Origin of the sequence: Lonepinella sp. MS14435, from assembly GCF_042485795.1 — a bacterium.
In the GTDB taxonomy this organism is placed as follows: Bacteria; Pseudomonadota; Gammaproteobacteria; order Enterobacterales; family Pasteurellaceae; genus Lonepinella.
Genome location: NZ_CP169368.1, coordinates 1,199,449 through 1,212,550, shown reverse-complemented (window position 1 = coordinate 1,212,550; position 13,102 = coordinate 1,199,449). Strand labels below are relative to the sequence as shown.

Here is a 13,102-nt window from a genome sequence, read left to right as displayed (position 1 = left end):
GAAAAAAAATGACCGCACTTTTAGAAGTTAACGATTTATCAAAAACCTTTAAAGATCACCAAGGGTTATTTGGAGCTGATACTTTTCACGCTGTACAAGACGTGAGTTTTAACCTTGAACGCAAAAAAACTTTAGCAATTATCGGTAATAACGGTTCAGGCAAATCAACTCTCGCTAAAATGATTGTAGGTATCACTCGTCCCACATCAGGGGAAATTCTATTAGACGGCAAGCCACTGACCTTTGGTGACTATCAATATCGATCAAAACGTATCCGAATGCTCATGCAGGATCCGAATTTAGCCTTTAATCCACGCTTAAATATCGGGCAAATTTTAGACACACCATTAAAATTAAGCACCAATTTAAATGAACTACAGCGTAATGAAAAAATCTTCGAAACTTTACGCTTAGTAGGGCTTTATCCCGATCATACTAATGTAAAAATCAATACTCTTTCAGCCAGCCAAAAACAACGTATTGCCATGGCTCAAGCTCTAATTCTTGAACCACAAATTATTATTGCAGATGACACCATAGGTACATTAGATGCCTCGGTTAAAACACAGTTGACTAATTTGATGTTAAATGTACAAGAACGTCTTGCTGTTTCTTATATTTATGTAAGCCAACATTTAGGTTTTGTTAAACATATTGCAGATCAGGTGTTAGTCCTAGATAAAGGGGTTGTTGCGGAATATGGTGAAACTCGCACTGTATTTAGTCATCCGAAAAGTGATATCACCAAGCGGTTGGTGGAAAGCTATTTTAAGCATGTGTTGGATGATAGGGCTTGGGAAAGAACGTGGTGATGTAGAATGCTCTGCGTCTCACCCCCAAATAGTCCCAGCGGGGCGTTACTATGCCTAACCATGTACGTTAGTGCATAGTGATATATACCCCGCACTCACGTACGGGGTTAAGCATAGTCACGATGCTCCGCATCTTGATATAACCTCTAGCCCCAGCGGGGCGTTATTTGCTTAGCCCTGTACGCCAGTACGGAAAAACAAAAAACCCGAACTCAATGTTCGGGTTTTTCAAAAATTTGACTAATCTATTGATTAGAAATATACACGTAAACCTACACCGTAAACATTGTCTTTTTCGGTTGTTGGTTCTGCATTTGCTACATAAGTTTTAGTACGTTGATGAGCATACTCAACATAAGTTACTACATTTTTGTGGAATTTATAATCAACACCCACTAAATATTGGTGTTGAATATCGTTATATCTTTCTTCAAGACGTTCCCATTGTACATATACACGAGATGGTTCTGTTACTTGGTAACTCGCTTGAACTAAAGAATAACGTGCTTTCGTACCACCACGGTAATCATATTTGTTATGATTTTGACCATAGTTCAAACCTACATTTAATGGTCCATAAGTATAACCAGCGTGTAATAACCATTGACGGTTCTTTCTTGTCGTTGATGTTGTTGTTTCATCATCATAGTTACGTTGAATATAGGTCGCAGCTAAATCAAGTGCTTGATGATCAGCTATAGCAAGATTATAAAATGCTGCTGCTGAATAACCATTTTTCAATGTTGCGGTGTTTGAACCCGCTGGATCACGCTCTTTATCACTATCACCAAAGATATAATCTAAACCAAAGCTGAAACCATTCCATTCTACTGAACGGAATTTAACTGATTTTTCTGCTGATGTTTGGTATGGACTTAACGCCGCACTATTGTAATAAGCATTATCACCAAGTACATCATCAGCATTTAAAAGTTGACGACCAAAACTTAACGCACCAACATCTTGGTGTTTTAATCCACCATATAAATATTTAGTTGTTGGGTTATTAAAGGTACTTTTTGAATCTGCATTATCGTTAAAACGTAATTCATAACCAGCAAAACCAGATAAACCATTACCTAAATCTTGGCTAGCTTTAAGAATTATACGGGAATCATCATTCACTAAGTCACCGCGTTGATCATCTCCTAAACGACCTAAGAACATACGGAATGAACCGCTTAATTCAACTTTTGTGCCATCTTGTTCATAAACTGTGGCAGCGTTTGCTGTGCTTACTGCTGTAGCGGCTGTTGCAGCCACTGCTAATGCTACTAATGTTTTTTTCATAGTATTTTCCTTCTTGTATCAGGATTATTGTTATATCAACTAAGATTTGAACTTTCTAAATTTGAAGATGTCAAATCTTGCTTTTTTAAAGCAACACCATATTGCCAAAGAATAAAATTCTCGTCAATCAGAAAAAACAGAATTTTCCATAAAAAATGACAAAGATCACACTTTTTTACGAAAAATGACTATTTTATATACAAAAACAGTATTTATCACACTCCATTCTCAGAAAAAATAAACTCAAATAGAGTGAAAAATGATTACTCACTAAATTGGAAAACGACACGCAAACCCAAATCTTTCTGTTGCAAATCTTTTATATTTGCGAACCGCACTTTAAGATGATGTAATTCTGCAATGCGTTTTACAATAGATAAACCTAATCCACTACCCTTTTCATTTTGCCCTGCTGGGCGATAAAAACGCTGACCTAATTTATCTAAATCGGCTTGATTAACACCACCACCATTATCTTCAATATAAATTGCCGTTTTTTCTAACCGCACTTTTACTTGGCTATTTTCTGGACAATATTTAATTGCATTATCCAACACATTTCGCAACATTAAAGACAATAATAATGTTTGCCCTTGCTGTTGTACTGGGATACTGTGAACATCAAAAAGTAACTCAATTTGCTTTCTTTGAGCTGAAAAATACAGTTCGCTTATCACTGAACTGATTAATTTTTGCCAATCAATAATTTCTAGCTCATCTAATTGTTGTAGATTATCCAAACGAGATAAGGTTAATAATTGTTCTATTACCTGTGTAGCACGATCAATGCCTTGAGTGAGATTATTTAAGGCTTCATCTCTTAATTTAGCATCATCTCCCACCATTTGTGCAATTTCTGCTTGAATCCGTAAACCAGCTAAAGGGCTGCGTAATTCATGTGCGGCATCTGAAGTAAAACGGCGTTCACGCACTAACATAGTGGAAGTGCGGTCAAAAAATCCGTTTAATCCCCGTACTAAAGGCAAAATTTCATCAGGTAAATTTTTAGTATCAAAATGTCGATGATCATCGGGCGAACGTTGTCGCATTTGCTGTCCCACCTGATTTATATTTTTTAATTCTCGCCCGATCAGTAAAATCATTAGTCCGATTAATAATGGCAAGCCAGCAATCCATACCCACATTTGCTTAAACACCATATCATTAATCAGGCTACCACGATATTTAAGTTGCTGTCCTACCGCCACAATTAAGCTACGATCTTCTGACGGCAACCAAAAGATTCGCCATTTATCATCACCACCAGCCAAATTGGTCACCGAAAATCCCCGAGTCGGTGCAAAAATAAAGTTTTCCCCTTTTGCATCATCGCCCAATAGTAATTCGCCATCACGAGTAAACACGGCAAATGCCAAGGCATCATCATCATAATGGGCTTTACGTTTATGATAAGGTCGGAATCCCCCTCGCATTTGGCGTTCAATTAAAATTTGGTGTAAATTAGATGTTGCCAACCGCTTTGCCAATAAAATCTGTTGAGCATCAAATAATTCATTCACTTCCTTACGAGCTTCAAACCACGCAATGCTAGTAGATATGCCCCATATTATTAAAGCAGTTAAAGACAAAATGGAAATTAAACGTAGGCGTAAACTATTCTTTGGTAGTAATTTCATCATTTTTTCCTAAGGCGTAACCTACACCATGTACGGTACGAATAAATTGTTTACCTAATTTTTTACGTAAATTATACATGTGTACTTCAAGGGCATTACTACTCACATCATCGTCCCAACTATATAATTTTTCTTCAATAAAGGTGCGACTGAGTACCCGTTTTTGATTGAGCATAAACAACTCGAGTAACTTATATTCTCGCGTAGTCAACGAAATTTCTTGTTCATTTAAAAAGACTTGGTGATTGGTCGGATCAAACTTCACTGCTCCATATTCCATAATCGGATTAGCTTGTCCATAACGACGGCGAATTAATGCTTGCAAACGTGCCACCACTTCAACTAAGGCAAAGGGTTTACATAAATAATCATCTGCCCCTCGTTGCAAGCCAGTAATCCGTTCATTTAAAGTATCACGTGCGGTTAAAATTAAAATGGGTACATCTTGATTATCCGCTCGCCATTGCTGCAAAATATCCAAACCATCCATTTTGGGCAAGGTCAAATCTAATACGACCGCATCATAATCCGCTGATTTAATCGCCTCAAAACCTGTTTTGCCGTCAGTAAACCAATCCACTAAAAAGCCCGATTTGGTTAAGCCAATATTTAACCCATTGCCGATTAAGGGATCATCTTCAATCACTAAAATTCGCATAAATTACACCGCAGTTTGTTGTTAATTTCTGTTGTTAGCATAACAAAAAAGCGACCTGAATGTCGCTTTTTATAGAAAATTATTCCGCTTTATCGGCTGGCTTACCTGACGGCTTGCCTTCTGGTCTTGCTCTCACTTTTTCTACCACAAAGGCTTCCACTTCGGTTTTGCCCCAAGATTTTTCCACTTCTGCCACGATCTTGACTTTATCTTCTGGACTAATAAATCCACGCATGGCTTTACGATCAATCTCTAAGGTCAATTCGCCTGAGCTATCTTTAAATACGAAGTCGTTTTTACCCACTTGTTTAACAATATGACCAATTAAGATAATTGGCTGATCATCTTGCCATTTTGCCGCATCTGCCACTTGTGTGGTTTTAGTCGGCATAAATCCACCGTGCATTGGTTCTGGACGTTCATCATTAGGGCGATTTTCAGCCATTCTATTGCCACGATCTGCATCTTGCCCACGATTCTCTGGTGATCTTGCTTTTGCTTGAACAACTATAGGATCTAAAGTTTCCTGTGATTCTGGTGCGGTTTCTGCTTGTACAAGACTTGCCCCAGCTAAAATAGATAAACCCAATAATGTGGCTAAACTCGTTTTCTTCATTGCATTTTTTTTCATCATAATTTCCTTTCTAAAATAAGGTTAATCATCCAAAGCACGGCTCTACAGCATCACTTTGTTGAAAAAGATTAAAGCAAATAAGTATTAAGAAAAAATGAAGAAAGGGGTAAATAATTTAAATTTCCAGCCGAAACCAAAACAACAAGGGTAAAACAATCAAAAAAAGCACCGCACTTAATGACACCGCTAATTTAAATTGCCAATGTTGCGTCTTATGCTGAAAATGTTGCATACCTAAATGCACACCGATAAACCCACCAATAAAACAAAGGGTAAAGAATACCAATTCTTCAATTCGCCATTGTTTATTTTGGCACGTTTTTTATCTTCTCGCATTAAAAAATAAGCGGTGATATTCACCACCGCTAGATAGGTTAAAAAGAAATAAAGCATACTTAATTCAACACAAACTCAATCCGACCACCCAACGCATTCGCATAACGCGAAAGTGTATCCAAAGTTGGGTGAACCAAGCCACGCTCTAAACGGCTCACGTTTTGCATTTTCATCCCCGTTTTTTCAGCAATATCTTTTTGCGTGAGATTTTGAGCTTCTCGTTGTGCTTTTAAGCTAGCCATAAGTTTCTCCTGTTCTTCTAGCCGTTTGTATTCAGCTACAAATTCAGGATCTTGCATTAATTTATGACGTAATTCTTCTAAAGTGACAAATTCTAAATTTTCATTCTTATCCATTTAATTTCTCCTTAATTTCATTCATACGAGAAAGGGCTAGTTGAATACTTTGCTGTGGTGTTTTCTGTGTTTTTTTATGTAAAACATGAATAACATAAATCTGCTTATTCTTTTCAAAAAAGAAAAAGCTGCGTGAAATCCCATCCAAACTACTAATCCTCAACTCTTTCAATCCATCTTTTATATGACGAACTTTCGGCTCTTTTAGCTCAAATCCTAACAATGCTAATTCTTCTATTGCTTTAAATGTTGCAGCTTGCAGATTGGGTGGCATTTTTTTCAATTCTTTCAATGCCAATTTAGTTATTGTTAAATCAAACATACATGATCCAATACATCAATTATGATGAGTTTACGCTTTAAAAAAAATAATTCAAGTAAAAAAAGCGGTGATATTCACCACCGCTAAATAGATTAATAAAAAATAAATCAGCTTTATTTTTACAATGCAAATAATCCTAATGCAGCACCGCAAGCTAATGAGATAAGGGATAACACCCAAAGACGTGGTGCACAGAATTTCAACATATCTTTAATTTCAACACCCGCTAAACCACAAGCTAAGAATGTAGTCGCCGCATGTGGCGTAACAAGTACACCATAGTTTTTAGAAATTAACATTGCCATAGCCATATCGTGACCGCTGACACCAAATTGTTGTCCTACACCTATTGCCAACGGTACTAAGCCGAAGAAATAAGAATCAGTACCTAATAGCATACCAATCGGTAAACCTAACACACCAAACACATCTTGCAAGTGTCCACCAATCGCATTCGGCACAAGCCCAATCAATAGTGCTGCCATATTATCCATCATTTTTGTACCACTTAGCACACCTAAGAAAATACCTGATGCTAATAAGATCATTGGCATGGTTAAAGCTGTATCAGCGTGAACTTTAATCGCTTTTGCCTGTGCTTTTGAGCCTGGGAAGTTGACAATCAATGCCACGGCTAAACCAAACATAAACGCACCGTATAATGGAATTTTAGTAAAGCAAAGTAAACCAATCACTACAACGGTTAATAACGCATTGAACCATAATAATTTAGGACGTTTCATTGCCTCTAAATCGGCTTTGCTCACATTGCCATCTACTGGAACGAGAGATTCATCAAGCTCTGCTGCTTTACCCGTTGGATTAAGTCCTGCTCCACGGCGTTTTTCCACTAATCCCATATAACCTGCGAAAATAACCAAGATGATTAATCCGACAATTTGCAATGGAATTAATTGTTGCCATAATTCATTCACGTCTGCATTTAACACCACGCCAGTACGAGCCACTGGACCGCCCCAAGGAACAAGGTTCATAATACTCATTGCAGCACCAATAATACAAAGCAGCACTACTGGTCGTATATGTAATTTTTTATACACTGGCAACATAGCTGGAACGGTAATTAATAAAGTTGATGCCAATGCACCATCTAGGTGGGCAATTACCGCAATCAATGATGTTGAAATAGTCACCAACATAATATTGTTACCCGCTTTTTTCGCTAACCAGTTTACCATCGGATCAAATAATCCGACATCTCCCATTAAAGAGAAGTAAACGATAGAGAAAATAAACAACACAGCGGTTGACCATGTTTTTGAAACACCATCTTTGATAAAACCAAAAATTTCAACGGGTGTAAAACCGCAAATAAGTGCAGCAATAATTGGCACGATAACAAAAATCGGCACTGGATGTGTTTTAGATTGAATCAATGCCCAAACAATGATAACAATCATTAAGATACCAACGATACCTAAAAACATATAAAGGATTCTCCTTAATATTGAAATAAAATAACGGATAAGAGTTCATAAGGATATAAATAATAGGATTATTGAAGCATTTGACACACAACAACCCTATTATAACACTGCACAACTGAACAGCTTTGCCATAATACTGTATTTGCTATAGAACATCAACGCAATAAATTGATATTAATCAATAAAAAGTAGGAATTTGGACTGACTTATCTGAGTTCATTTATCCATAAAAAAATAAGCGGTGATTTTTCTCACCGCTTAAAATGAATAAGAAGCTCATTATTTTTCATAAACAGGTAAACGTTTACAAATTTCTAAAACTTTCGCTTTAGTGGCTTGAATCACTGCTTCTTCGTTATCTTTGCCAATGGCATCTAACACATCACACATCCAACCAGCTAACTCAACCACATCTTTTTCAATAAAACCACGGCGAGTCACAGATGGGGTACCGACACGAATACCAGAAGTCACAAATGGTTTTTGTGGATCATTTGGCACGGCGTTTTTGTTGACCGTGATATTGGCACGACCTAATGCAGCATCCGCTGCTTTACCCGTTAACCCTTGTTTCACAAAACTGACGAGGAATAAATGGTTTTCTGTTCCGTTAGACACTACATCATAACCACGAGCTTTAAACACTTCCACCATGGCTTTGGCATTTTTCACTACATTTTGTTGATAGACTTTGTATTCTGGTTCAAGTGCCTCTTTAAAACAGACGGCTTTTGCTGCAATGATATGCACTAATGGACCACCTTGACCCGCAGGGAATACCGCGGATTGGAATTTTTTGTACATTTCTTCATCACCAGAAGAAGACAAAATCAAGCCACCACGTGGACCGCCTAAAGTTTTGTGTGTCGTTGTAGTCACAACATGTGCGTGTGGTAATGGATTTGGATAAACGCCAGCTGCAATTAAGCCTGCTACGTGTGCCATATCGACAAATAAATAAGCTCCCACTTCGTCCGCAATTTCACGCATTTTTGCCCAGTCCACCACTTGGCTATAAGCAGAGAAACCGGCTACGATCATTTTTGGTTTGCACTCAAGGGCTTTTTGACGCACATCTGCATAGTCGATTAAACCGTCTGCGGTGATACCGTATAACACGGAATTGTAGATTTTGCCCGAAAAGCTCACTTTCGCCCCATGGGTTAAATGGCCACCATGGGCTAAGTCCATGCCTAAAATCGTATCACCTGGTTTAATTAACGCCATATAGACTGCTGCATTGGCTTGTGAACCTGAATGCGGTTGCACATTGACATAATCCGCCCCAAATAATTGTTTGGCACGATCAATGGCTAATTGCTCAACAATATCCGCATATTCACAACCACCGTAATAACGTTTACCTGGATAACCTTCCGCATATTTATTGGTAAATTGTGAGCCTTGTGCTTCCATAACTAATGGGCTGGCATAGTTTTCTGATGCAATCAATTCAATATGTTCTTCTTGACGACGGTTTTCATCTTGAATGGCTTGCCATAAAATGGGATCGTAATTTTCAATGGTGACAGATTTTCTAAACATAGATTTGTCCTTTTAAATAAAGTTGGTAGGTAAATTTCATGATAGTTTACCCTGTTTTTGACTAAAATTTAATTGTTAATTATTCCACTTTTGAATGAATTATTTTCATCTTTATTTTTTAGCGATAATGGTTGCCCCTTCTGTAAAGCTATAACCATAGCCATAACCAAAACTAGCCCCTCCCGTCACTTTTTCTGTTTCGCTCAATAATCTTCTTTCACTTTTTATACCTTGAGCTTGATAATGATAATTATAATTTCCTGAAACAATAGGTAAAATAGATACGATTTCATAACCATCATTATTCAAACTAACTACGGCTTCTTCAATATCTTTAGAAAAACGCTTACCATCAATTTCACAATCAGACCAACCTGTTTGCTCCCAACGTTTTTCTGTGGTCAGAATATCTTTTTCCCCACCAAATAAACCTTTTTTCTTTTCACCTGTTGGAACTTTAATTTCTACGTATTTTCCCACTGGTTTAAAATGGGCTTTAACATAAACAACTTTAGTCATAACTAACCTACTTATTTATTTTGTTCTCTCGCCACTGCTCGATAACCAATATCACGGCGATAAAAACGCCCTGTCCAATTCACTTGTTCGGCTAATTGCAAGGCTTTTTGTTGGGCTTCAAACACGCTATTACCTAAGGCTGTTACACAAAGTACTCGTCCGCCATTAGTAACCAGCTTGCCGTCTTTTTCCGCCACACCAGCCAAGAACACTTTTTCATCTGCTTTACTTTCTGTTGGTAAACCGTGAATTTCATCATTCTTACGGTAATCTGCTGGGTAGCCTTCTGCTGCCAACACAATGCCTAAAGCTGGTTTCGGATCCCATTGTGATTTCACCTGATCTAACTTGCCCTGACAGGCTTTCAAACAAAGCTCAACTAAATCTGATTGCAAACGCATCATAATCGGTTGGGTTTCAGGATCACCAAAACGGCAGTTAAATTCGATCACTTTCGGCTGACCGTTTTTATCAATCATTAAACCTGCATATAAAAAGCCTTTATATACATTATTTTCCGCTGCCATGCCACGTACGGTTGGATAAATAATTTGTTCCATGACTCGGCGATGAATTTCAGCTGTGACCACAGGTGCAGGCGAATACGCTCCCATTCCGCCCGTGTTCAGCCCTTGATCATTTTCACCGACACGTTTATGGTCTTGACTGGTTGCCATTGGCTCAACGTGTTCACCGTCCACCATGACAATAAAACTGGCTTCTTCACCGTCCAGAAATTCTTCCACCACCACTCGGCTACCCGCTTCACCAAAGGCATTGCCTGCTAACATATCACGTACTGCATCTTCCGCTTCTGCCAACGTCATTGCCACAATTACGCCTTTGCCAGCCGCTAAACCATCTGCTTTAATCACAATCGGCGCACCTTTTGCTCTAATATAGGCAAGGGCTGGCTCAATTTCCGTGAAATTCTGATATTCCGCCGTTGGGATCTTGTGACGGGCTAAAAAATCTTTGGTAAAGGCTTTCGAGCCTTCCAGTTGAGCGGCAGATTGACGTGGTCCGAAAATAGTTAGCCCTGCTTGTTCAAAGGCATCTACCACACCAACGACTAACGGGGCTTCAGGACCCACGATAGTTAACCCGATTTGGTTATCTTGTGCAAATTTGACTAAAGCAGGTACGTCGGTCGCAGAAATTGGTACATTTTGCACCGCACTTTCTCTGGCTGTTCCTGCGTTTCCAGGGGCGACAAAGACTTTGGTTGCGAGGGGAGATTGGGCAGCTTTCCAAGCTAGGGCGTGTTCGCGACCGCCATTTCCAATAATAAGAATGTTCATTAATAGTTTTCCTTTTTTATGACTAATTATGTTTATCTATTTTTTACAATCGGGTTTCGCCGATGGCGACTTACTTTTTCTTTGCTTGTGCAAAGCAAAAGTAAGCAAAAAGAAAGCACACCCCAACTTTGCCTTGTTCCCTGAAAATATTTTAATTTGCTTAACGGAAAATGGCTGAACTCGCTTCGCTCAGACAGACGCCATTTTCCTACAAATTAAAACATTTTCAGGCGGCAAACATGGGGTCCATGGGTTTCCAATACCTAGCACTGGCGTACTAGGTTAAGCATGGTAACGCTACTCCGTAGCTTAAAAAATATCTATTTTTTTAACCGCACTTTTGTCATGCTCGATCGAAACTTGGGTCCCCGTCTGAGCCGCCTGAGCGTTTTGGTATTTTTAGCTAAATTTTGCATGTCTGAGCGAAGCGAGTTCAAAATTTAGCGTGAAGAAAATACCAAATAAGCGAAGAAAAGCGGTGAAGTCGGGGTGTGTTTTTCTTTGCCTACTTTCTTTTGCACAAGCACAAAATCCAAAGGATTTTGAACGTTGGCTTTGCCAACGGCACGAAGTGCGAGCGTAGCGAGTAAAAGAAAGTATGGTCGCCCATCGGGCGAAACCGATTTCCAATTAATGACGGAAATGTCGCATCTTAGTCAACACCATCACCATCCCATGTTCATCCGCCGCATCAATCACCTCTTGATCCCGCATTGAACCACCGGGGTGAATCACACATTCAATGCCTACTTTTGCCGCTGCATCAATACCATCACGGAACGGGAAGAACGCATCAGATGCCATTACACAACCCGCTACGTTCAAGCCCTCATCTTGTGCCTTAATGCCTGCAATTTTGGCGGAATAAACTCGGCTCATTTGCCCTGCACCGATACCGATAGTTTGGTTATCTTTGGCATAAACAATGGCGTTAGATTTGACGAATTTCGCCACTTTCCAGCAGAACAATAAATCCTGTAATTCTTTTTCTGTCGGTTTACGTTTGCTGACAACTCTCAAATCATCAATGCCCACCATACCTAAATCTGCGTCTTGCACCAACAAACCGCCGTTCACCCGTTTAAAATCTAAACGTTGTTGGGTTTGGCTAAATTCACCACATGCCAATAAACGCACGTTTTTCTTCGTCTTAACCACATCAACCGCACCTTGTGACACTTTCGGTGCAATAATCACTTCCACAAATTGACGCTCTACAATCGCTTTCGCAGTTTGTTCATCTAACTCACGATTAAAGGCAATAATCCCACCAAAGGCAGAAGTCGGATCCGTTTGATAAGCCCGATCGTAGGCTGTCAAAATATTCTCGCCCAATGCCACACCACAAGGGTTAGCGTGTTTTACGATCACACAAGCAGGTTCAGCAAAGGATTTAACACATTCAAGAGCAGCGTCTGTATCTGCAATATTGTTATAAGAAAGGGCTTTGCCTTGTAATTGTCTGGCGGTGGAAACGCTGGCTTCTTTGACATCTTGTTCCACATAAAATGCGGCATTTTGATGGCTGTTTTCACCATAACGCATGGTTTGTTTGCGAATGAAATTTAGATTTAAAGTGCGTGGAAATTGACCACAAACCGCATTTTCATCTTCTTCGTCCGCTTTAAAATAAGGTTTCACCAATTTCCCAAAATAATTGGCAATCATGCTGTCATATTGGGCGGTATGTTCAAAGGCTTTAATCGCCAAATCAAAACGGGTTTCTAAGGTTAAACTATTTTGGTGTTTATCCATTTCGGCAAGAATGGCATTAAAATCTTGATTATTTACCACAATCGCCACATCTTTATGGTTTTTCGCTGCAGATCGCACCATAGTTGGTCCGCCAATATCAATATTTTCCACCGCATCGGCAAGACTACAATCAGGTTTCGCCACCGTTGCCGCAAAAGGATAAAGATTCACCACCACCATATCAATAGGATCAATGCCGTGCTGTTGCATGATACCATCATCTGTGCCACGACGACCTAAAATGCCACCATGCACTTTCGGATGTAAGGTTTTCACTCGCCCATCCATCATTTCTGGAAAGCCAGTATAATCAGACACTTCGATTACAGCTAACCCATTGTCTGCTAACAATTTAGCTGTGCCACCTGTTGATAATAATTTCACCCCACGTTGCACTAGACCCTGTGCAAATTCCACGATACCGTTTTTATCTGAAACGCTTAATAACGCCTGACGAATAGGACGATTTGATTGCATTGAAATGTTCCT

At 39.2% G+C, this 13,102-nt stretch carries 14 protein-coding genes; 1 reads left to right on the top strand and 13 read right to left on the bottom strand.

The features are described 5' to 3' along the window. The first annotated feature begins 8 nt into the window (after positions 1 to 8). On the top strand, positions 9 to 812 hold the full coding sequence (locus O1Q80_RS05780; protein ID WP_386693629.1) for an ATP-binding cassette domain-containing protein: 804 nt from the start codon (positions 9 to 11) through the stop codon (positions 810 to 812). Between the two features lie 252 nt (positions 813 to 1,064). Here the strand turns inward: O1Q80_RS05780 and O1Q80_RS05775 are convergent, their stop codons facing one another. The 13 genes from O1Q80_RS05775 to purH all read right to left on the bottom strand — a co-directional run bounded on the left by O1Q80_RS05775 (position 1,065) and on the right by purH (position 13,090). After that, positions 1,065 to 2,102, bottom strand: coding sequence for a porin (locus O1Q80_RS05775; protein WP_386693627.1), 1,038 nt, complete (start codon positions 2,100 to 2,102; stop codon positions 1,065 to 1,067). 263 nt (positions 2,103 to 2,365) lie between these two features. Continuing rightward, positions 2,366 to 3,739, bottom strand: a complete 1,374-nt coding sequence (qseC, locus tag O1Q80_RS05770) for a quorum sensing histidine kinase QseC (protein ID WP_386693625.1) — start codon at positions 3,737 to 3,739, stop codon at positions 2,366 to 2,368. After that, a complete protein-coding gene (locus tag O1Q80_RS05765) occupies positions 3,717 to 4,397 on the bottom strand; it encodes a response regulator (protein ID WP_386693622.1) in 681 nt (226 codons plus the stop codon). The genes qseC and O1Q80_RS05765 overlap by 23 nt, the downstream gene beginning before the upstream one ends. A gap of 79 nt (positions 4,398 to 4,476) precedes the next feature. Next, positions 4,477 to 5,028, bottom strand: coding sequence for a YgiW/YdeI family stress tolerance OB fold protein (locus O1Q80_RS05760; RefSeq protein WP_386693620.1), 552 nt, complete (start codon positions 5,026 to 5,028; stop codon positions 4,477 to 4,479). A gap of 118 nt (positions 5,029 to 5,146) precedes the next feature. Further along, positions 5,147 to 5,317, bottom strand: coding sequence for a DUF1294 domain-containing protein (locus O1Q80_RS05755; protein ID WP_386693618.1), 171 nt, complete (start codon positions 5,315 to 5,317; stop codon positions 5,147 to 5,149). After that, complete coding sequence (locus tag O1Q80_RS05750) at positions 5,266 to 5,424, bottom strand: hypothetical protein (protein WP_386696202.1); 159 nt, start codon at positions 5,422 to 5,424, stop codon at positions 5,266 to 5,268. Before O1Q80_RS05750 ends, O1Q80_RS05755 begins: the two co-directional genes overlap by 52 nt. A 2-nt stretch (positions 5,425 to 5,426) precedes the next feature. Then, positions 5,427 to 5,723 (bottom strand): helix-turn-helix domain-containing protein, encoded by a 297-nt coding sequence (locus tag O1Q80_RS05745; protein ID WP_386693615.1) that lies wholly within the window; start codon positions 5,721 to 5,723, stop codon positions 5,427 to 5,429. Continuing rightward, the gene (locus O1Q80_RS05740) at positions 5,716 to 6,045 is read right to left on the bottom strand and encodes a type II toxin-antitoxin system RelE/ParE family toxin (RefSeq protein ID WP_386693612.1); all 330 of its coding nucleotides are present in this window, start codon (positions 6,043 to 6,045) and stop codon (positions 5,716 to 5,718) included. The genes O1Q80_RS05745 and O1Q80_RS05740 overlap by 8 nt, the downstream gene beginning before the upstream one ends. A 119-nt stretch (positions 6,046 to 6,164) precedes the next feature. Next, entirely contained in the window at positions 6,165 to 7,493 is a 1,329-nt protein-coding gene (locus tag O1Q80_RS05735) for a CitMHS family transporter (protein WP_386685707.1), read from the bottom strand. A 279-nt stretch (positions 7,494 to 7,772) separates the two neighbouring features. Beyond that, the gene (gene glyA / locus O1Q80_RS05730) at positions 7,773 to 9,038 is read right to left on the bottom strand and encodes a serine hydroxymethyltransferase (RefSeq protein ID WP_386693610.1); all 1,266 of its coding nucleotides are present in this window, start codon (positions 9,036 to 9,038) and stop codon (positions 7,773 to 7,775) included. Between the two features lie 111 nt (positions 9,039 to 9,149). Beyond that, positions 9,150 to 9,557: a hypothetical protein gene (locus tag O1Q80_RS05725; RefSeq protein WP_386693608.1), complete on the bottom strand. Its 408-nt coding sequence runs from the start codon at positions 9,555 to 9,557 to the stop codon at positions 9,150 to 9,152. Positions 9,558 to 9,568: 11 nt separating this feature from the next. Then, positions 9,569 to 10,858 (bottom strand): phosphoribosylamine--glycine ligase, encoded by a 1,290-nt coding sequence (purD, locus tag O1Q80_RS05720; protein ID WP_386693606.1) that lies wholly within the window; start codon positions 10,856 to 10,858, stop codon positions 9,569 to 9,571. A gap of 630 nt (positions 10,859 to 11,488) precedes the next feature. Further along, positions 11,489 to 13,090 carry a bifunctional phosphoribosylaminoimidazolecarboxamide formyltransferase/IMP cyclohydrolase gene (gene purH / locus O1Q80_RS05715; RefSeq protein ID WP_386693604.1) on the bottom strand — a complete coding sequence of 534 codons (1,602 nt, stop codon included), beginning with the start codon at positions 13,088 to 13,090 and terminating at the stop codon, positions 11,489 to 11,491. Between the last annotated feature and the right edge of the window lie 12 nt (positions 13,091 to 13,102).